The 20,960-nt window shown below is 47.6% G+C and carries 16 protein-coding genes; 8 read left to right on the forward strand and 8 right to left on the reverse strand.

What is annotated here, in order from left to right; all coding sequences use genetic code 11:
• Positions 1–545, reverse strand: a 545-nt coding sequence (locus GOU96_RS12260; RefSeq protein WP_324701971.1) for an ABC transporter permease, incomplete at its 3' end; no start/stop codon positions are given.
• Between the two features lie 175 nt (positions 546–720).
• On the opposite strand from GOU96_RS12260, the gene GOU96_RS12265 reads away from it, so the two are divergent.
• From GOU96_RS12265 to GOU96_RS12290, 6 genes are all read left to right on the forward strand, one after another.
• A complete protein-coding gene (locus tag GOU96_RS12265; protein ID WP_000999601.1) occupies positions 721–1,296 on the forward strand; it encodes a PilZ domain-containing protein in 576 nt (191 codons plus the stop codon).
• 2 nt (positions 1,297–1,298) lie between these two features.
• Positions 1,299–4,766: a transcription-repair coupling factor gene (gene mfd / locus GOU96_RS12270; protein WP_267782614.1), complete on the forward strand. Its 3,468-nt coding sequence runs from the start codon at positions 1,299–1,301 to the stop codon at positions 4,764–4,766.
• A 175-nt stretch (positions 4,767–4,941) separates the two neighbouring features.
• Positions 4,942–5,706 (forward strand): peptidoglycan binding protein CsiV, encoded by a 765-nt coding sequence (locus GOU96_RS12275; RefSeq protein WP_000825630.1) that lies wholly within the window; start codon positions 4,942–4,944, stop codon positions 5,704–5,706.
• 334 nt (positions 5,707–6,040) lie between these two features.
• Positions 6,041–8,116 (forward strand): beta-prism lectin domain-containing protein, encoded by a 2,076-nt coding sequence (locus GOU96_RS12280; protein ID WP_324701972.1) that lies wholly within the window; start codon positions 6,041–6,043, stop codon positions 8,114–8,116.
• A 355-nt stretch (positions 8,117–8,471) separates the two neighbouring features.
• The gene (locus tag GOU96_RS12285; RefSeq protein WP_258502098.1) at positions 8,472–10,379 is read left to right on the forward strand and encodes a beta-prism lectin domain-containing protein; all 1,908 of its coding nucleotides are present in this window, start codon (positions 8,472–8,474) and stop codon (positions 10,377–10,379) included.
• Positions 10,380–10,663: 284 nt separating this feature from the next.
• Positions 10,664–11,200 carry a GNAT family N-acetyltransferase gene (locus GOU96_RS12290; protein WP_000186700.1) on the forward strand — a complete coding sequence of 179 codons (537 nt, stop codon included), beginning with the start codon at positions 10,664–10,666 and terminating at the stop codon, positions 11,198–11,200.
• 112 nt (positions 11,201–11,312) lie between these two features.
• Here GOU96_RS12290 and GOU96_RS12295 read toward each other — a convergent pair whose 3' ends face one another.
• From GOU96_RS12295 to hinT, 7 genes are all read right to left on the reverse strand, one after another.
• On the reverse strand, positions 11,313–12,602 hold the full coding sequence (locus GOU96_RS12295) for an NAD(P)/FAD-dependent oxidoreductase (protein WP_000196857.1): 1,290 nt from the start codon (positions 12,600–12,602) through the stop codon (positions 11,313–11,315).
• A gap of 357 nt (positions 12,603–12,959) precedes the next feature.
• Positions 12,960–13,499 (reverse strand): alpha/beta hydrolase YcfP, encoded by a 540-nt coding sequence (gene ycfP, locus GOU96_RS12300; protein WP_113628483.1) that lies wholly within the window; start codon positions 13,497–13,499, stop codon positions 12,960–12,962.
• Positions 13,500–13,678: 179 nt separating this feature from the next.
• Complete coding sequence (locus tag GOU96_RS12305) at positions 13,679–14,539, reverse strand: phosphotransferase (protein ID WP_113610001.1); 861 nt, start codon at positions 14,537–14,539, stop codon at positions 13,679–13,681.
• 27 nt (positions 14,540–14,566) lie between these two features.
• Positions 14,567–15,157: a penicillin-binding protein activator LpoB gene (gene lpoB, locus GOU96_RS12310; RefSeq protein WP_000750164.1), complete on the reverse strand. Its 591-nt coding sequence runs from the start codon at positions 15,155–15,157 to the stop codon at positions 14,567–14,569.
• A 52-nt stretch (positions 15,158–15,209) separates the two neighbouring features.
• Positions 15,210–15,599: a YcfL family protein gene (locus GOU96_RS12315; RefSeq protein ID WP_113610000.1), complete on the reverse strand. Its 390-nt coding sequence runs from the start codon at positions 15,597–15,599 to the stop codon at positions 15,210–15,212.
• The gene (locus tag GOU96_RS12320) at positions 15,599–17,017 is read right to left on the reverse strand and encodes a COG3014 family protein (RefSeq protein WP_267781430.1); all 1,419 of its coding nucleotides are present in this window, start codon (positions 17,015–17,017) and stop codon (positions 15,599–15,601) included. The genes GOU96_RS12315 and GOU96_RS12320 overlap by 1 nt, the downstream gene beginning before the upstream one ends.
• 12 nt (positions 17,018–17,029) lie before the next feature.
• Entirely contained in the window at positions 17,030–17,380 is a 351-nt protein-coding gene (gene hinT / locus GOU96_RS12325; protein ID WP_000807128.1) for a purine nucleoside phosphoramidase, read from the reverse strand.
• Positions 17,381–17,639: 259 nt separating this feature from the next.
• Between hinT and GOU96_RS12330 the strand changes: the two genes are divergently transcribed.
• Both GOU96_RS12330 and GOU96_RS12335 read left to right on the forward strand, forming a co-directional pair.
• The gene (locus tag GOU96_RS12330; protein ID WP_181743271.1) at positions 17,640–19,631 is read left to right on the forward strand and encodes a methyl-accepting chemotaxis protein; all 1,992 of its coding nucleotides are present in this window, start codon (positions 17,640–17,642) and stop codon (positions 19,629–19,631) included.
• Positions 19,632–19,800: 169 nt separating this feature from the next.
• Positions 19,801–20,952, forward strand: a complete 1,152-nt coding sequence (locus GOU96_RS12335) for a DUF1887 family protein (protein WP_000974439.1) — start codon at positions 19,801–19,803, stop codon at positions 20,950–20,952.
• The last annotated feature ends 8 nt before the right edge of the window (positions 20,953–20,960 follow it).

Below are 20,960 nucleotides of genomic sequence, written 5' to 3' on the forward strand. Positions count from 1 at the left end.
TGACTGGGCAAACGGCCCAACGGGGTAAATTGGCTCGCTTCTGTCACCATCAAACGCACTTTATCACCCACGGTGACATTCAAACTGCGCGCAAGAAGATGCCCAAGAAAGAGTTGATACTCGCCCGCTTGCAAAGCCGTTACCCGACCTGCAATCAGGTGTTGCTCAATCGGATCATTTTGTTGTGGCTCGATACCAATCAGCAACCCCGCGGCCAATTGCGAGGCACTTTGCACCACAGCTTCACTGCGCACTAACGGCTCAGGTGGGCGCTGAGTCGATAATGCCGTGACAAAATCTGGGGGCGTTGCGCTGAGGGTGGTTTTGCCTGCGTCTTCACTAACGACCGCTTGAGGTAACACCCCAAGAATGCGTGACTTAAGCTGCGCCTCAAAACCGTTCATCACCGATAAAACAGTAACTAGCGACATCACACCGATCGTGATCCCCGCCGTCGACATATAAGAGACAAAGCGGCTAAAACGATCCCCTGAGCGGCCGCGCAAATAGCGCAAACCAATAAAAGCCGAAATCGGATGAAACATAAATCCAACCATAGGAAGAGAATGGCGTTAATGTAGCGAGAATCCCTGCGCGGTTGTAGTTTTTCTTTATCAAATCTGTGTAAGAGAACGTTTATTTCACACCGATAACAAGGACATACCTTGATTAGTTACTGCTTATGACGATAATCAACACAGATGTGAGAAGGAACCCTCTATGAATGACCAAGAATTCTTTACTGTTCACCACGCGCTAACCATCAATGTGGAGCCGTTGGCGGAGCATTTCACCCTACCTTCTCATGAGATTTTTGAAGCGGAGATACCCGCGCCATTTGTGGTCGCCAGCGAATTTAGCCAGTTGGAACAACTCAGTGATAGCGCACGCATGGAGCTGAAAAACAGCGACTTTAAAAGTGTATTGCAACTGCTTGAAGCGCAAAATGCCAAACTCAATCTACTGCTGACTTTTATGCTGTCGCAGCAAGATGATCCTCAATCACGCAGTGCGACCACTCGTTTTGGTGCCAGTCAACTGACCTATTTGGCCAAATCACCACTGCAGATTGGACAAAAAGTGCGGGTAAAACTGTTTTTGGAATACCCCGCCGCCGCGATTTATTGCTACGCCAGTGTGATGCAATGCCAGCAAGAGCCTGAGCACACCTTAGTGACTCTCAAGTATGACCTGCTGCGCGATGTGGATCAGGATTTGCTGATCAAAGCCGCTCTCTACCAACAGCAGCGCCTGCTGCGTCAACGCTCACTAGACCGAGAAAAACCTCAAGCGTGACTATGACTACACACTCTTTACTCTCTCTGTTTTCGGCGCAAGGTGCCGGAGACAAAAAAGCCATCGGTAATTTACACGGCGCAAGTTTAGCGCTGGCCATTGCGGAACTCGCCAATGCTCATACGAGCCATACTTTGCTCGCCGTGCCCGATCCACAAACCGCGCTCAAATTGCTACACGAAGTGGAACAGTTTAGCCACAGCGAAGTGGCGCTCTTCCCCGATTGGGAAACGCTGCCCTACGATAATTTTTCACCCCATCAGGACATCATTTCTGATCGTATTTCGCGTTTGTATCAGCTCCCAAGCTTAACGCGCGGTATCACGATTGTCCCCGTCAGTACCTTGCTTCAGCGCCAGTCACCACGTGACTTTTTGTTGCAGCACACCTTAATCGTTAAACGTGGCGATCACTTTTCACTGGATAAACTGCGCTTGCAGTTAGAAAACAGCGGCTATCGCCATGTCGATCAGGTCTTTGGCCCCGGTGAATACGCCAGTCGCGGTTCGATTCTTGATCTCTTCCCGATGGGCAGTAGCGACCCATTCCGGATCGATTTCTTTGATGATGAAATCGACACCATTCGCACCTTTGATCCAGACAATCAGCGCTCAATCGCTGAAATGGATGAAATTCGCCTGCTGCCCGCCCATGAGTTTCCGACGACTGCCGCGGCGATCGAAGAGTTTCGTAACCGCTGGCGACAGCGTTTTGAAGCGCGCCGCGAGCCGGAATCGGTTTACAGCCAAGTCTCTAAAGGCACTTGGCCCGCAGGGATTGAGTATTGGCAGCCACTCTTTTTTGAGCACAGCGAGACCCTGTTTGATTACCTGCCCGCCAACAGCCAGCTTTTGGTGGTGGGCGAGCTGGAAAAAGCCATCGACCAGTTCTTGACCGATGTCGATTATCGCTACGACCAACGCAATATCGACCCACTGCGCCCACTGCTGCCGCCCAATGAGTTGTGGCTGCGTAAAGATGAGCTATTTGCCCACTTTAAAACTCTGCCGCAAGTCCAACTGACAAGCTCACCTATCGAGCTGCGTGCCGGTCGAATGAATGCGCAAGTTCAACCACTACCCGTATTGGCCGTTGAACATCAAAACAAAGAGCCTTTGGTGGCACTGCGCCAATTTAGCGAACAATTTACCGGCAAAATCATTTTCTCAGTCGAGTCGGAAGGTCGCCGTGAAGCGCTACTGGAGTTGTTACAGCGCATTAAATTGCGCCCGCAAAGTCAAAATGATTTCAGTCTTGCGTGCCAACAAACGGAAAAATACTCACTGATGCTCGGCTCAGCAGAGCGCGGATTTATCTATGGTGATAATCAAGTTGCCTTGATTTGTGAGAGCGATTTACTGGGCGATCGGGTGATTCAACGTCGCCGCAAAAAAGATCGCAAAAACGTCACCAACAGTGATGCGGTGATCCGCAACCTTGCCGAGCTCAAACCGGGGCAACCCGTTGTCCATATTGATCATGGTATCGGCCGCTACTTAGGCTTACAAACTCTTGAAGCGGGTGGCATGGTCAGCGAATACGTGATGCTGGAGTACCAAAACGAAGCCAAGCTGTATGTACCGGTTTCGTCACTGAACCTGATCAGCCGCTACTCCGGTGGCGCAGAAGAAGCCGCCCAATTGCATAAATTAGGGGGTGAAGCGTGGGTCAAAGCGCGCCGCAAAGCGGCGGAAAAAGTGCGCGATGTCGCGGCAGAACTTTTGGATGTGTATGCCAAGCGCGAAATCAAACCGGGCTTTAAATTCCATCTCGACCGTGAACAATACGCGACCTTCAAAGCCACCTTCCCGTTTGAAGAAACCGATGACCAAGCGATGGCGATCAACGCCGTGCTATCCGACATGTGTCAAGCCAAAGCCATGGATCGTTTGGTGTGTGGTGACGTAGGCTTTGGTAAAACCGAAGTAGCAATGCGCGCCGCGTTTGTCGCGACCGATAATGGCAAGCAAGTCGCCGTGTTAGTCCCAACAACTCTACTGGCCCAGCAGCATTTTGAAAACTTCCGCGACCGCTTTGCTAACTTGCCGATCCGCGTCGAAGTGCTCTCCCGCTTTAAATCAGCCAAAGAGCAAAAACAAATCCTACAAGATGTAGCGGACGGCAAAGTCGATATTCTGGTCGGTACTCATAAGTTGCTCTCTAGCGAAATTCGTTTTGCGGATCTTGGCTTGCTGATTGTTGACGAAGAACACCGTTTCGGGGTGCGCCAAAAAGAAAAAGTCAAAGCGATGCGTGCCGATGTGGATATTCTGACTCTCACTGCCACGCCAATCCCACGTACACTCAACATGGCCATGAGTGGTATGCGTGACCTGTCGATTATTGCCACCCCTCCAGCGCGCCGTTTAGCCATCAAAACCTTTGTTCGTCAAAGTGAAGATAGTGTGATCCGTGAAGCGGTACTGCGTGAAATTATGCGCGGTGGTCAGGTGTACTTTCTGCATAATCAGGTTGAAACCATCGATAAAGTGGCCGCAGATTTAGAAAAACTGGTGCCTGAAGCGCGGATTACCGTCGCTCACGGGCAGATGCGTGAACGTGAGCTGGAAAAAGTGATGAACGATTTCTACCACCAGCGTTTCAATTTGCTGGTGTGTACCACGATCATCGAAACCGGTATCGACGTTCCGACCGCGAATACCATCATCATGGATCGCGCAGACAGCTTAGGTTTAGCCCAGTTGCACCAGTTACGTGGCCGCGTCGGTCGTTCGCATCACCAAGCCTATGCTTACCTGTTAACGCCACCGCCTAAAGCGATTACCAAAGATGCGGTCAAACGCCTAGAGGCGATTGCCTCTTTAGAAGATTTGGGGGCCGGCTTTACTCTCGCCACGCACGACCTAGAAATTCGCGGGGCCGGTGAATTGTTAGGCGAAGAGCAAAGTGGCCAGATTCAGTCGGTCGGTTTTACTCTGTATATGGAAATGCTCGAACAAGCGGTCGAAGCCCTAAAATCAGGCAAAGAACCTGCGCTGGATGATTTACTGCGTGAGCAGACCGAAGTCGAAATGCGCCTACCAGCCTTGCTGCCGGAAGAGTACATCCCCGATATCAATACGCGGTTATCCATGTACAAACAGATCGCCAGCGTAGCGAGTGAAGACGAATTGGCTGAACTCAAAGTCGAATTGATTGATCGCTTTGGTAAATTACCGGACGCCGCGTTAAACTTACTCGCCATTGCTGAACTGAAACTCAATGCTATGCGCCTAAAAGTGCGTAAAATTGAGGCGCATGAGCGTGGCGGATACGTAGAGTTCTATCCCAATGCTGACATTAACCCGGTGTTTTTGGTTAAACTGCTGCAATCGCAACCAAAGTTACTGGCGATGGATGGACCAACCAAATTGAAATTTACCTTGCCTTTGGTTGAACGCAGCGCGCGCATTCAATTTGTCGCTGACATGTTGAAGAATTTCCAGCAAAATGTACTACCTGCTCGGTAAGATTCTCAAATTGATAGGACAGGTAAGCGGCAAATCATTACGCCTTTAATCGCGAGATAACACTAAGATTAGGGCGAATGAACTAAGCCAATCCCTTCGCGGGATTCATTCGCAAGGGATATAGCACAAATCACCAGTAATGACCCAGTGTGAAACACTGAACGATGGAGTGACAATGAAAAGATTGATCCCACTGCTGCTGTTGCTGATTGCAATGCCCAGCATGGCGGCTCGGCAGTTTGATATTGAAGTGATCATTTTTAAACGAGCAGTAGATGCGGAAAAAGTGAGTGAGTCTTGGCCTAACAGCTTACCTGCCATCAATGTTGATCGCGCAGGCAGTTTTGCCGATGTTAGCTTTCGCCAAAGTAAAGGCGTAACACTATTGCCAAGCTCCGCTTATCAACTCAATAGTGAAGCGCAGAAATTACGCAACCACGCAGGCTTCAATGTGTTACTGCATACCGCTTGGCGTCAAAATGATCAGGGTCGCCAATCCGCTCCTGTATTCCATATTCAAGCAGGTCGAGATTTTTCTGGGCAGTTTCAAGCCAATGGAAGCCCAGTTGGCAGCACAGTCACCGCCCCCGTAGATGGTGTCAGTGAAATGAGCATCGCCAACCCGCTGTATGAACTTGATGGCACTTTACAAATTTACGTTCAGCACTTTTTGTTTGCTGAAGCCGTGCTGGATTTGAAAAAGCCCTCGGTACGCGAAGTCGTATTGCAAGACTCGCCTTTAGAATTGGGCACTAATGAAGAACAAGGCGCAACGGTACAAGCTGGCATGCTTGAATCGGTCTCACCTAAAGTTCAGGAAGAAACCTTCCTGAAAAGTTACCGTCTCGATCAGAAACGCCGTATGCGCAGTGGTGAAACCCACTATCTGGATCACCCTCTCATGGGCGTGATCATTCAAGTCCGCCGCGTTGCTGAGTAAGACTCGATCGTGAGTTTGAATACGCGGTTTAAGCGGATTCAAACTCACCCCCTTCTAGAGATCAGAGTTGTTAGTGCTACCTCCCGTCTGTTTCAAAAATGATTCACTCTCTCACATTTAATGAGTGGATTTGTCTATCAAACAAGAACTCATGTTTATAAGCCTTTGAGTGGGTTGAACCTTCTAGTAGTTGCCACTGATAATCTTATCGCTCTCAGCATTTCGTTATTGATGCCACCATCTCTTCCACGTATTTGCGCATCAATCTAACGAGAGAGTAAGGAAACTCATTATACAACCCACTCGAACTGTCAAGAGAGATGAAGGTCAAGCCATGAAACAGACAAAAACGTTGACCGCGATAAGCGTTCTCGCGTTGAGCCATTTAATGACTCAAAGCACCGCATTCGCGTCAAGCAGCAGTGATATACAGACCAAACTAAAATGGTCATGGTCTACGAGTACTTTTCACCCAGAGTCCAACCAAGTGATGGCCGCGCCAATTGTCGTACAACTCAACGACGATAATGGCGATGGCAAAATTGATGAGAAAGATGTGGCTGACATTATTGTGGTCACCTTTGAAGGTAATAAGTACGCGAATGGTGGTTATATCCGCGCCCTGAGCGGTGTGGATGGCTCCGAGTTGTGGAGTTATAGCAACGGTGGAGTGATTGCCGATGCTCGTTATCCAGTCGCCGCAGCCGATCTGGATGGGGATGGTAAGATTGAAATCGTATCAACCAGCACATTAACCCCCTACATCAATATCTTAGACAACCAAGGCAACATCAAAAAGCAACTGCTGAAATCTGCTTCAGGCTGGCGTTCTGTGGGTGATATTGCACTGGCAGACATTAATGGCGATGGCAACATTGAAATTCTGGCTGCCGATGGTGTTTATAGCTACGAATCAGGCTTGCTCTTTAGTCATGATTGGGCACCAAGTTCGATTGCGTTTGATAGCAATGGCGATGGCCAACGTGAAGTCTTTGCCAACGGTACACTCTATCAAAACAACGGTGCTTACCTATGGCAATACCAAGCCAATGACACCGTTTGGTTCTCTTCCGTTGCAAACCTTGATGGCGATGATAAGCCTGAACTGGTCGTGTCGGTTCCAGCGTCTTTGAGCACACCCGAGAACAGTGAAATCGCTGTGCTTGAGCATGATGGCTCAGTGAAATGGCGAGTCAACAACCTATCTAACCCAGGTGGTAGCGTACAAGCCGTCTCCAGTTTTCTGGGTAAACCAAGCTCCAGTGCAACCACTGTTGATGCTCAGTCTGCCGTTTATGGCTACACTCACTGGGCACATCAGCAACGTGTTCTCGCAGAAAATCATCAGTTAGCAATTCGTTCTGGTGCTGTAGTCGATGCAATTGGTGCTAATAGCCAAAACATGATCGGCGGCAGCGGTGGCTCACTCAGCACAATTGATACCAGTAAAGTCCGCGCCATTGATGTGACTTACGGTAAAAACAAATACACCTGGAAGTATGGTGTCCTCGAGATGAGTTTTACTCTCGATAACGGCGCAAAAGTCACTGTGGGATCAAAAGATTCTGCGTTTACTTATCTAGGATTAGAGTGGAAAACTAAAACGGTTCCTTATCTAGGTCTTGAGTGGCGTACCAAAACCGTCTCTTACTGGTTCTTTGGCTGGCATACTAAACAAGTGGCTTATTTAGCGCCAGTATGGAAAGAGAAAACCATCCCTTATGCCGTTCCTGTGACACTGTCGAAATCGACCACAGTACGCTATGACATTCCACAAGGCTCACAGCTCTTGGGTATGAATGTATGGAGTAAAGAGAAACACCTCTTTAAACACAAACAGCAAGTCAATGCGGTGCAGTTCCTAGTTGGTAAAGTGACTGCTGACCAATCACACATGGGCATTGTGTACGCGGGTTACTACGCGGTTGACATGTACGATGCGCAAGGCAACAAAGTGTGGTCTGTGGCTAACGATGACCTGAACAGCGGCAAAATTGGTGTCTCCGCTTACGACTTTACCGGTGATGGTATTGATGAAGTGTTGGTTCAAGATCGTTTGAGAATGCGTATTCTCGATGGCAAAACGGGCCGTGTGATGGGCATTATTGCGAACTCTTCTGGCACCTTGTGGGAATACCCAGTCGTGGCAGACTTAGAAGGCAACAATAACGCTTCACTGATCATGGTTGCCAATGACTACGATCGCGAAAGCCAAGTCAACCACGGTGTGTTTGTGTATGAGTCCGCCGACCCAAGCAAACCTTGGCGAAATGCGACTCGTATCTGGAACCAGTACGCGTTTAATTTCTCAGATATTAACGCCAACGGTACTATCCCAACGGATGCACAACCAAGCTGGTTAACCCACAACAGCTTCCGTTCAGCGACCATTCGCGTTCCGCTGAAGTAAAGATACTCCTGCCAGCCGCTCCATCCGGAGCGGCTTTTTTGTTATTAGTCTCAAACAAACCATTAAACGTACAAATAGAACACAACCAGATGGCCACTTTGGGCTCTTCCTGTCTCAATCAAGGCTCACCTTCTCACATGTAAAACCATTAAATATCATGAAGATAAGAACGTCATCATTTGACATAGTCGCAGGATTGAATAGCAATCATCACCACATAGATAATCTCTAGGCTTTTGGTGTATTTCCTGTGTTGTCATTCCTTATTGACCTTCTTTACCCATCTTCAATGCAAAGTAAGAGTGATACTACGGTGAATACAAAGACATTAACGAATAAGCCATAAGGTAACACTATGAAACTTCATCTCCCCATGTACGCGCTTGGTTCGCTTCTTCTGGCTCAAGCTCCAGCATTTGCGCACAATGAAATCCAAACCAAACTAAAATGGTCATGGTCTACGAGTACTTTTCACCCAGAGTCCAACCAAGTCATGGTCGCACCTATCGTGGTGCAGCTCAACGACGATAACGGCGATGGAAAAATCGACGAAAATGATGTGGCGGATATCATAGTCGTCACCTTTGAAGGTAATCAATATACTCAAGGTGGCTATATTCGCACTCTTAGTGGAGTGGATGGTTCCGAGTTGTGGAGTTATAGCAACGGTGGAGTGATTGCCGATGCTCGTTATCCAGTCGCCGCAGCCGATCTGGATGGGGATGGTAAGATTGAAATCGTATCAACCAGCACATTAACCCCCTACATCAATATCTTAGACAACCACGGAAACATCAAGAAACAGATCCTCAAGTCGGCTTCAGGCTGGCGTTCTGTGGGTGCAATAACTCTCGCTGATATTACTGGCAATGGTCAACTTGAAATTCTTTCTGCCGATGGCGTTTATAGCTATGACTCTGGATTATTATTTAGCCATGATTGGACACCCGGTTCGATTGCTTTTGACAGCAATGACAATGGCCAACGTGAAGTGTTCGCTGACGGCACTTTGTACCAAAACAACGGCAATTATTTATGGCAATATCAAGCCAATGATACCGTCTGGTTCTCATCTGTGGCTAACCTTGATGGGGATAATAAACCTGAGCTTATAATTTCAGTTCCAGCTTCATTAAGTACGCCAGAGAATAGTGAAATTGCCGTTCTTGAACATGACGGTACGATAAAATGGCAAGTAAATAACATGTCCAACCCAGGAGGAAGCGTACAAGCTGTTTCCAGTTTTCTGGGGAAACCGAGCATAAATTCAATAATCGTTGATACTAAATCTTATGCATATGGCTACACCGATTGCGCCTATCTACGACAAATCATAGCTGGAAACGATCGATTGTTAGCAATCCGCTCTGGCGCTGTAGTTGACGCGATTGGTACCAATAGCCAAAACATGATTGGTGGAAGTGGCGGTTCTCTAAGCACAATCGATACCAGTAAAGTCCGTGCGGTAGAGGTGACTTATGGTAAAAATAAATACACTTGGGCCTATGGTATTCTTGAGATGACGTTCACGCTTGATGATGGCTCTAAAGTTACTACTGGCTCAAAAGACTCTGCTTTTAACTTCTTTGGCATCAGAAAATCAACCACGACACATTACGTTATTCCAAAAGGGTCGCAACTCTTAGGGATGAATGTGTGGAGTAAAGAGAAAGATCTTCACAAGCACAAACAGCAAGTCAATGCAGTTCAGTTCCTAGTTGGTAAAGTGACTGCTGACCAATCACACATGGGCATTGTGTACGCGGGTTACTACGCGGTTGACATGTACGATGCGCAAGGCAACAAAGTGTGGTCTGTGGCTAACGATGACCTGAACAGCGGCAAAATTGGTGTCTCCGCTTACGACTTTACCGGTGATGGTATTGATGAAGTGTTGGTTCAAGATCGTTTGAGAATGCGTATTCTCGATGGCAAAACGGGCCGTGTGATGGGCATTATTGCGAACTCTTCTGGCACCTTGTGGGAATACCCAGTCGTGGCAGACTTAGAAGGCAACAATAACGCTTCACTGATCATGGTTGCCAATGACTACGATCGCGAAAGCCAAGTCAACCACGGTGTGTTTGTGTATGAGTCCGCCGACCCAAGCAAACCTTGGCGAAATGCGACTCGTATCTGGAACCAGTACGCGTTTAATTTCTCAGATATTAACGCCAACGGTACTATCCCAACGGATGCACAACCAAGCTGGTTAACCCACAACAGCTTCCGTTCAGCGACCATTCGCGTTCCGTTGAAGTAAAGATACTTCTGCCAGCCGCTCCATCCGGAGCGGCTTTTTTATCGCTATGCTCACACCTTCTTCCACTCTTACGCCACAAAACCACTGATTTTCCACAAATCTTACTTCGTTGCTTATAATCAAGAGACGAGTGCATCGGATGATACCTTTCCTACTTGAAGCGCTGTGGTATTGGCTAGGTTCATTCCCCCAATCATAGAACTTTCTATGTTCATGGGGATGCTCCCACTTGCCTCCTAACTCCAAGTCGTTTGGGTATACATAAAAAGATAAAGGGATAAACCATGACTCCGGATTTTCAAATCGTCACTCAGCGCTTGCAGCTTCGCCTCATCACTGCCGATGAAGCTGAAGAGTTGGTACAGTGTATTCGTCAGTCACAAACGCTTCATCAATGGGTGGATTGGTGTCATGCGTTGTTTAGCCAGCAAGAAGCAGAGCAGTTTATTCAAGCCACACGACTTAATTGGGTTAAAGCCGAAGCTTATGGATTTGGCGTATTTGAACGACAAACGCAAACCTTAGTCGGGATGGTGGCGATTAATGAGTTTTACCATACTTTCAATATGGCCAGTCTGGGGTATTGGATTGGGGATCGTTATCAAAGACAAGGCTATGGTAAGGAAGCACTCACTGCGCTGATTTTATTCTGTTTTGAGCGTTTGGAATTAACACGTTTGGAGATCGTTTGTGATCCGGAAAATGTACCCAGTCAGGCATTAGCGCTGCGCTGTGGCGCCAATCGAGAGCAGTTAGCACCCAACCGCTTTTTGTATGCTGGCGAGCCGAAAGCCGGCATTGTGTTCTCTTTAATTCCATAGCCTGTCTATGTTGATAGACATACACTGACTGACCGCCTAACGGCCCCCCTTTCGTTTTGGGATAGATAAAAATCAAGCGGCTACGAGTGCCGCTTGATTCTATCTAACATGATTAGTGTAGCTTGAGGTTTGGACGCAGAACGCGGTTAATACGCCCCACCAACATCATCAAACCGGTTTTAATCATGCCGTGCAGCGCCATTTGGTGCATACGGTATAAAGAGATGTACACCACGCGAGCAATACGCCCTTCGACCATCATAGAGCCACGAGTTAAGTTACCCATTAGGCTACCGACCGTTGAGAAACGGCTGAGGGAAACCAGTGAGCCATGATCTTTATAAACGTAAGCTTTGAGCTCGCGGCCATACATTTTGGCCACAATATTACGAAATGCCAGTGAAGCCATTTGGTGCGCCGCCTGTGCGCGAGGTGGTACAAATTTGCCATCCGCCTGTGTGCACTGGGCTAAGTCGCCAATGACAAAGATGTCATCATCACGTGTGGTTTGTAGTGTGCCTTTCACGACCAATTGGTTAATCCGGTTCGTTTCAAGGCCTGCGATGTCTTTCATGAAATCAGGTGCCTTAATCCCTGCCGCCCAAACCATGATGTGCGCAGAAATCTTTTCGCCATCTTTGGTCGTCAGGCCATCTTTCTCCGCTTTGGTCACCATGGTCATCGTGCGTACATTCACGCCTAACTTGGTCAGCTCTTGATGTGCTGCCGCCGAAATGCGTGGTGGCAGTGCTGGCAAAATACGCTCACCCGCTTCAATCAAGTTCACGTTCAGCTTGCTTGAATCGAGGTCACCAAATCCATAAGTGCGTAACTCTTTGACCGCATTATGTAATTCAGCCGATAGCTCAACACCTGTTGCGCCCGCGCCAACGATAGCGATATCCACAGAACCTTGACCGTTTTTCGCGTGCAGCTTCAAAAACTCGTTGTTCATTTCCGTACGGAAACGGTTTGCTTGCTCTGGGCTATCTAGGAAAATACAGTGCTCCTTCACGCCCGGAGTATTGAAATCATTAGACGTCGAGCCAATCGCTAATACCAGAATATCGTATTCTAAATCACGCTTTGGCATCAGAAGCTCACCATGCTCATCTTTCAGTTCACTGAGCGTGATCGTTTTACTTTCACGATCAATCGACGCTAAGCTACCGAGCTGGAAATCGAAGCTATGGTTTTTCGCATGTGCGCGGTAACTCAGCGCATCTACGCCTTCATCCAGTGAACCTGTTGCCACTTCATGCAACAAAGGTTTCCAGAGATGACTTGAATTGCGATCCACCAAGGTTACATTGGCTCGACCTTTGCGCCCGAGTGTGCGACCCAGTTTGGTCACCAGCTCTAAACCGCCAGCGCCACCACCTACAACGATAATTCGTGTCACAACAACAATCCTCAAATAAAGATGAATAATTATTATCCAGCCCGATTGCTCGTGCTGAGGGAATCTGTTATCGCCATGATGCGTTTAACATCCAGCAGACTTGGGTGAGGTTTGGTTACTCTCAGTGGCACGTTACTCGGCAGCAAAAAGCTGCGCTAACACAAATAATCGGCAAGTTTTCCACTCGCTCTCAATTTATTTTGATATTTATCAACAAATCTTAGTGCTGGTCATTATATAGGGCTGATTTCATCACGCAACCACAGATTCAGTCATTCTCATTAGATTTTTTGTGGGTTTGGATAAGTAAAAACAGCCTCTAAAAGAGGCTGTTCAAGATCGCATCGCTTAGGGAAACTAAGCCGCTTTGAAGGCTTTCATCGCTTGCAAATGATGAGAGATTTTTTTGAATTTATGCGTTTGAGTGTCATCCCAAACAATGTGGTAATAGTCTTGTAGCTCTTGCGCGGTTTTCTGGTTATCGTGAATTTCATCCTGACGGGACAGGATCACCAGACAACGACCTTGATTCTTCGCTCGGAATTTTTCAACGCATTTGGTGGAGATGTCTTCGTACTCTTCTGGGCGATCAATGCGCCCCTGCATCGTCAATTCAGGATGCAAGTTAGGGTTAAAGATAACCTGCTTTATTCCACACAAAAAACCAATCCGCTCAGACCAATAACCACCGAGCCCGACACCGCAAATCAGTGGATTTGGATCGCCAGACTGCTCGATCGCCTTATGCACCTCTTTCAGTAGATGTTGCATATCATGTTTGGGATGTAAGGTGCTGTAATTAATGAAACGCACATCGCTATCAATGAATTGCAATTGCAGCACTTTTTCATGGTTACCCGGGCTATTTGAATCGAATCCGTGTAAGTAAATAATCATAATGTCTCCCCCGTTCCTTGAGGTTTTAATCTACCACGAAGAGTATGGTTTTAAACAGCCTAGTAGACTATCAGTAAAGAGAATTTCACCGTAAAGAGAATTTGAACCGCATTTCTCCAAACAAGGTTACCGCTGACGGCTGCATCCGCTCATCACGTAATGCTTGGTTATGCTTTTGGCTAGCCTTGTTTCGACTGCAAAGTCTGTGCAAGTTGCTGCGCCTGATCTCGATAAAGTTCGTCAGCCCAAAGTTGATAAGCCAATAGATACCAGAGCATTGCCATCATAGTGGTACGCGGTCGCCAAGCTTGAACACCAGAGACCCAAGCATCGATATCGGATAATTCGCGCCGTTGGCAGTAACGGAATACCGCATCAAGTACGTTTTCACCAGCGACATCAATACTCAGCGCTAAATCAATGCGCGGATCGGCCAAGGCGGCGTATTCCCAATCGATGACTCTTTGTCCTTGCTCGGTTTTCACCATGTTATAGCCAGCCAGATCAAAGTGACAAAGCACTTGCCCCACATCGGTGAGATTGGGCACAGACCGCCACTGCTCATAGAGCGCTTTAACCTCATCGGTTTTCAGGTCATCTCGGATCTGTAGCCAGTAGTGGTCAACTCGACCAAGATAGTTAAAAGGCGCTACCGGAATGCGATGGATATCCAACTCATGAATGCGCGTTTGCGTTTTCAATACCACGTCAAAAGCGACACCATCACGCAGTGATTCGCCATCGATCCATTCCACAAGCAAGCCGTGTTCATTAACCAGTTCGGCTTTCGGGCCGATATGATCATGCTCAATCGCTTTGAGGATTTGATACTCTTGAAATCGAGAAATAGAAAAGGCTTTGGTAATAGGCGTTGCTGGACGCCACACGAAAGCACTATCGCCCGCAACGATTTTCCAGCAACGATTAGTGAGACCTCCGGTCAAGGTCTGCGCATATTCTGGCGGCACAGAGAAAAAGTGATTTAATGACAACAACGATGGATCCAGTGCGCTTGCTTCTCGCCATGCAATCTTTGCCATAACCAACTCCTTCCCTGTGCTAGTGGATTACAAACCGAGTAAGCTCTTTGACTGTTGCTTACGGATTTCGGTTTCGTCAGCCCACTCGATTAAACCTGTTTGTAGATCCATCAAACGCATGGTCATCTTGTAGTAGACGTCTTTATCACTACCCGCGTTTTTCACGATACTCGATAGATTGCCGTACAGCATGTATTGCGCGCCGACCATCTTACCAAACTGGATCGCTGTGCTTTGGTTGACGAGTTCGTCATTATTCTGGAAGTTCAACTGATCGCGAACCGCTTCAACACGATCCATATCGACGAAACGGAACTTGCCTGAATTGAGCATCTTGGTGCTGATGGTGTCCGTGATCGATTCGGTATCTATATGTTCACTGGTTTTGTTCTTAATACGTTCAACAAACACAATCGGGCGACCATCGCGAGTGATGGCAGAAACCGAGCCTGACATCATCATGCTATCCACCATTTCTGCAGCAATTTTTTGCAGGTCGGTCGAACCAAAGTCAACATTGACGGTTTCTACCGCTTGCGCATCACCGTAGCTCACTTTATTCGAACATCCCCCTAAGATAACCGCCAAACCTAGCAGGGCAATGACACTTTTTTTCATCGTGATTCCTCTTAAAAACGTATTTTTATCGATCGCTTATTCGACCGCTTTTTTATTGATCGCTTTCGCGGATCTGGACGCGAAACTGCTTACCGTTCGGGTTCACCGAAACCTCAGTCAGTGACACGGTTTCCATACCTCGCAAAATGATGGTTTTCCATGGGCTTAACTTGGTATTCACTTCAAGCCCATCATTGTCATACCAATAAAAACGGTACTGTACATGCACATCGCTTTTTTGGTTACTCTGCAAACGAACCACGCCTCGAGTATGTCCATCCACTTTCGTGGTTGAAATGTCCTCAATACTTAAGCTTTTGCTTAAAGCGCTGTCGTTAAATAAGACTTGCTGTGATGCGCCATCCACTCGCAAACCTGCTGTGTTAGCACTGCATCCCACTAAGAGTAAAGCGGTTAATACTGCTAATAGCCACGTTCTCATTACCGTATCCCTAGTTGTTTATGCCAAATTGTCACATTGTTACCTTGGTGAGATAGCCAAACTAACGCTGTGCCATTTTCTGGAACATGAAAGGTATAGTGAGTCCCTGCAATATCCAGCACTTGATCACCCGCTTTCACCACTTGGGTGGCCGTATTGACTGTGGCGGGCAAGGTTAACCAGCTGCGTGTATCAGGCTGCTCCGTTAACGTATTCCAAATATTAAACACTAAATTGGCGACATCCTCTTCCTGAGTCGTCTCTTTGCGTAATTGGTCTTTGGCGACCACACGCAGCGCTTGGCGCAGTACCAACGCAGGCATTTGCTCCGTTAATGCCTGCTTAGCCATCAAATCCACATCAGTAACTGGCATAGAGGCCAAACTAGCGCCATTTAGACTGATCGGTACACGACTCTGCGCCACCGACGATGGATAATAAGGCAGAGCCAAAGAATACAGCGCCGTATTGCCACGACTGTCAGACAAAGGTAAAGAGAGTCGCCACGCTTGCTTAGGTTGTACTATGCCCTGCTCTTCTATGACGATGACTCGGCCTTGCGCAGAGGTTAAGCGTTTGGGCTCACCATATTGCTGTTTAAGAAGCTTGAGATCTTGTTGCATGCCAAGCCGAGACGCGACTCGAAGTGTTCCATCAATAACCGATGCATTATTAGGGGCAACCGCCAGCGCTCTGCGGTAGTCAACATAAGCCGAGTTCAAATCATTATCCGCTTCATAAAGCAGCGCCGAAAGATACAACAGATAACCATTTTGCACCGCTTGTAAGGTTTTTCCGGCATCTGGATATTGTGCAAGCACACTGCCTAAGTTCGGGGATAATCCTTGTGAGCGCATCTCTTGCTCCGCACTGGACAACTCTTGTTCACGGCGTTTTTTAGCGGCTTCCTGAACTTGGTTAGCGCGGCGCATTTCAACTAATGCACCATCCAGATCATTATTGCGCACATAATTTAGCCCTAAATACAGGTGCAAAAAGCCCAGTTCATAATCGGCAGGTTCGTACTCATTCAAGTTATCGTTGACCACCAGCGAACCTACACTGGTCGCTGTACTACTCACAGAGATGATCGCTCGATCTTGCTGCTGTTTAACCGCCAAATCTGCAGCAGCCAAACTTTGCTGGCTTTCTGCGTATTGCTGGCTAAGAAAATAAACCCGCCCTTTTTCAAGGTTGTCTAACACTTCACCGGCGACATAATCGGGCAATAACTGCGTAGCTTGTTGGTATTGCCCTGCCGCAACAGACTGATATAAATCACTGTTTTGCGCACTGTAATGGCTAAAAAGATTGCCCGCAGTGAGATTGGCACACCCCGCGAGCAGTAGTGAAGTAAGAGTGAGGCTACGTCTAGGTCGTTTAATGTATTGAACCACGTGATTCGTCACCATCAACATCGGAGAATGAAGTTAGCCCATCAAAAGCGGCCCAAGCGGACGACCACCCACCAAATGCATATGGATGTGATAGACCTCCTGACCCCCGTGTGAGTTACAGTTCATGATCAAGCGGTAGCCGTTTTCGGCGATCCCTTCTTGCTCAGCGATTTTTTTGGCGACAGTAAACAGCCGACCGAGTGCTAATTCATCTTCAACTTCAACATCATTGACCGTTGGGATGAGCTTATTGGGGATGATCAAAATATGGCTTGGCGCGCGCGGATGAATGTCTCGAAATGCAGTGACCAACTCATCTTGATAAAGAATATCAGCGGGAATCTCTCTACGAACGATTTTGCTGAAAATGGTTTCTTCCGCCATGACGTACTCCATACAAAGGTTTTGATTAAGAATTTTTCTGGCTTGAGTATGCGTCAAGGCATAGTAAAGCTCAATAAAAAACACCGTACAGTTAAAAGAACCTGAGCAAGCTCACTGGTGAAAGGTTTTTTTTGCTGTATTGGTCATAAAACGCGTTTCCCAACCTCAATACAATAATGATTGTTTTGTTACTTTTTTAAGACAAATTTGTCTTTGATGAATTCTAATAACAATGAGTGATTTTCGAGGGAGAGAAATTATGCAGGGTTCCGTTATTCGGCGTATGTATGCCGGTTTTGCGCTGATCATCATCATGTTTGTGGTGACTGTCGCCATCATGCTTCGTGGCATGAATCAAATTCACAGCAATTTTGAAAGTGTTTCAACCGCTGCATTGCCTCTCGTCTCTCTCTCTAATCAGACGAGTGTTCAACTCTTGTCTGCCGATAAATCGTTTAAAGACTTTCTGACTACGCAAGATACTTCGCTCATGGACGGTATGCGTCAAGAGTTTGCTCAGTCTAAACAGCGCTTTCAATCTGTTTTGGCGGAACTGAGTCAAGCCAGTGTGAATCATCCCGAACTGGCGCAGCCAATCACGGAATTAAAGCAACTCGAAACCCGCTATTTTAGTGAAGCTGACCTCGCCATGGATAACTATCAAGCCATGTTTGCTGCTCAAGCTTCCGTGCAAAAGTCGACTCGTGAGTTCCAACGTCTTCATTCAGAACTGAGTGTCGGGATGAAAGAGTTTGTCGATGACAACGACAGCATTTCGGTCAAAGTGATGGCCAAAAGCTACTTCATCAAATTAAAAGATGCCGAAGTGATCACTTCTGATGCCTTAGCCAGTTCAGATGTCGCCTTTGTGGAAAAAGCGGTCAATCAAAACAAAAAAGCGGTTACCCACCTAAACTACGCGTATCGAGGCCTCACCACGCAGATGCCACAGTTGAAAGAGCGCTTTGATGAGCCGGTCGCGAAATTCACCCAAGACATCGGCCAAAAAGGCGGCGTGCTGGATCAACACAATGAATATCTGCAAGCTCGCACGGCGCTCTATAACAATATTGCCAACCTCGCCAATGAAGTGGACAAAGCGATGACCATTTTAGGCGCGTTTAACCAAACGGCGACCGACGATCTGAACCAATCCCTTGCTGAAGCCGGCTCCGTTTACCAACAAGGTGCGATTAAAGCGGTAGTGATTGGTATTGCCGTCGTTCTATTGGCAACTGCGATTGGTTACCACATTGCGCACAGTGTGCGTGAACCCGTGACTCGGATCCTCAAAACCTTAGAAAGCCTCACCCAAGGCAATATGACGCAACGAATTGAGATTCGCTACAACAACGAATTCAGCCGCCTGAGCCGTCACATCAATAGTCTTGCCGATAACCTGCACGACATTTTAGTCAAACTCAACAGTGCCTCTGATGATTTGACCGCGACAGCATCGACAAACCAAACGACCTCACTGAGTGCACAAAATAAGCTCAACAGTCAACGTGAGCAAACCTCCAGCGTCGCAGCCGCAATGACGGAAATGGCTCACTCGGTGCAAGAAGTCGCCAATAGTGCACAGAATTCACTGGGTATGGTGCAACAAGTCGAAACCGCATCAGAGTCAGGTCGCCAAATCATGAGCACCAACATCAGCACAATCCGTCAGCTTGAAACGCGCTTAATCGAGTCAGTCGAAGCGGTCGGCGACTTACGCAAGATGAGCAGCCAAATCGGCTCTATCTTGGATGTCATCCGCAATATTGCTGAGCAGACCAACCTTTTGGCGCTCAATGCTGCGATTGAAGCGGCGCGTGCAGGAGAACAAGGCCGCGGCTTTGCGGTGGTGGCGGATGAAGTTCGCGTTCTTGCGCAGCGCACAACGCAATCGACGTCAGAAATCGAATCGATGATCAGCAATCTGCAATCCAGCTCTTCATTAGCCAGTAAGGTTATTGAGAGCTGTATGCAAGATATGGAGCTCTCCGTCGAACAAGCTTCCCATGCCAACAGTGCCATGGAAGAAATTCAAGCATTGATCATCGAAATCAGCCATATGAGTACGCATATCTCTCAAGCGGCCGGTGAGCAAAACGAAACCACCACCTCGATCGCTCGCAGCATCGAAGATATCAACCATATCTCGGATGAAAGCTACCAAGCGATGTCACAAATTGCGCAAACCAGTGCGAATTTGACCGCACTCGCCAACCAACAGAGTGAGTTAGTCCATAGGTTTAAACTCTAATCCTATGAACGGCTAGCACTCTTGCTAGATACCCTTACTGTCAATTTTTCCACAAAGAGCGACTTTTCATCAGAGTCGCTCTTGTTTTTTCAACACCTCATCGTTATATGAGTAACAAGCTTGCGCCACTTTTCCCTCCACTCATGCAAGCAAATCATGAGGACACTTTATGGCTATTCACGTAGGGATTATCGATCAGGACCCGGTTCGCTTAGTGACACCGCTGCTCGATCATCGAACCGTTAGCCGCCACATTATTTTTATTGGCGACCATACCCAAACGGTAATTTATCAACGCCTTAGCGACGTTTTAAACAAGCGTAATATCTCAACAGACTTCTTTGAAATTCCCGCCGGCTCAAACACCTCTGCCATCAAAAGTGCGATTCGAGAACTTGCCGAAACACTTAAAGCGCGTGGTGAAGAGGTCAAATTCAACGCCAGTTGTGGGTTACGCCACCGCTTGCTGTCGGCTTACGAAGTGTTTCGCAGCTACCACTGGCCAATTTTTGTCGTAGAACCCAATAGTGACTGCTTATGCTGGCTGTATCCCGAAGGCAATAACGATACTCAAGTTCAAGACCGCATCACCATTGCCGACTATCTCACCATTTTTGGTGCGCGTGGCGAATTCAATGAGCATCAACTCTCTCCACAATTAGATCAGCAGTTGTATCAGCTTGGCGAACGCTGGGCGAGTAATGCATTGGAATTAGGCCCAGGCCTCGCCACCCTCAATTACCTCGCCACCACTTGCCGAAAAGAGCAGAAGCTGGATGTGGAATTATCTGACAAACAGCAAGGCTATCGCGAATTAAACTTGCTACTCAGCGATCTGGTTGAGGCCAAGATCGCCAGTTATGAAAACGGTATTCTCACGTTCATAAACGAAGAGGCTCGTCGCTTTGCTAATGGTGAGTGGTTAGAAACCCTAGTTCACAGCACTGTAAAACAGATCCAAGATGACATGCCAACCATTCAAGATCGCTCGCTGAACGTGCAAGTCTATCGCCAGCTTGGAGAGAGAGAAGTGCGTAACGAGTTGGATGTGGCGACCGTGGTGAACAACAAACTGCACATTATTGAGTGTAAAACCAAAGGGATGCGTGATGACGGTGACGATACTTTGTACAAACTCGAATCACTGCGTGACCTTCTCGGCGGCCTACAGGCTCGAGCTATGTTGGTCAGCTTCCGCCCTCTCCGCCATAACGATATTACGCGTGCCGAAGATTTGGGGCTGGCTTTGATTGGTCCAGATGAATTGAAAGATTTGAAAACCCATTTAACCCAATGGTTCAAAGCCGCTGGGGGAAATTAAGTCAATCT

The organism is Vibrio sp. R-1 (assembly GCF_035615595.1).
GTDB classification, from domain to species: Bacteria; Pseudomonadota; Gammaproteobacteria; order Enterobacterales; family Vibrionaceae; genus Vibrio; species Vibrio cholerae.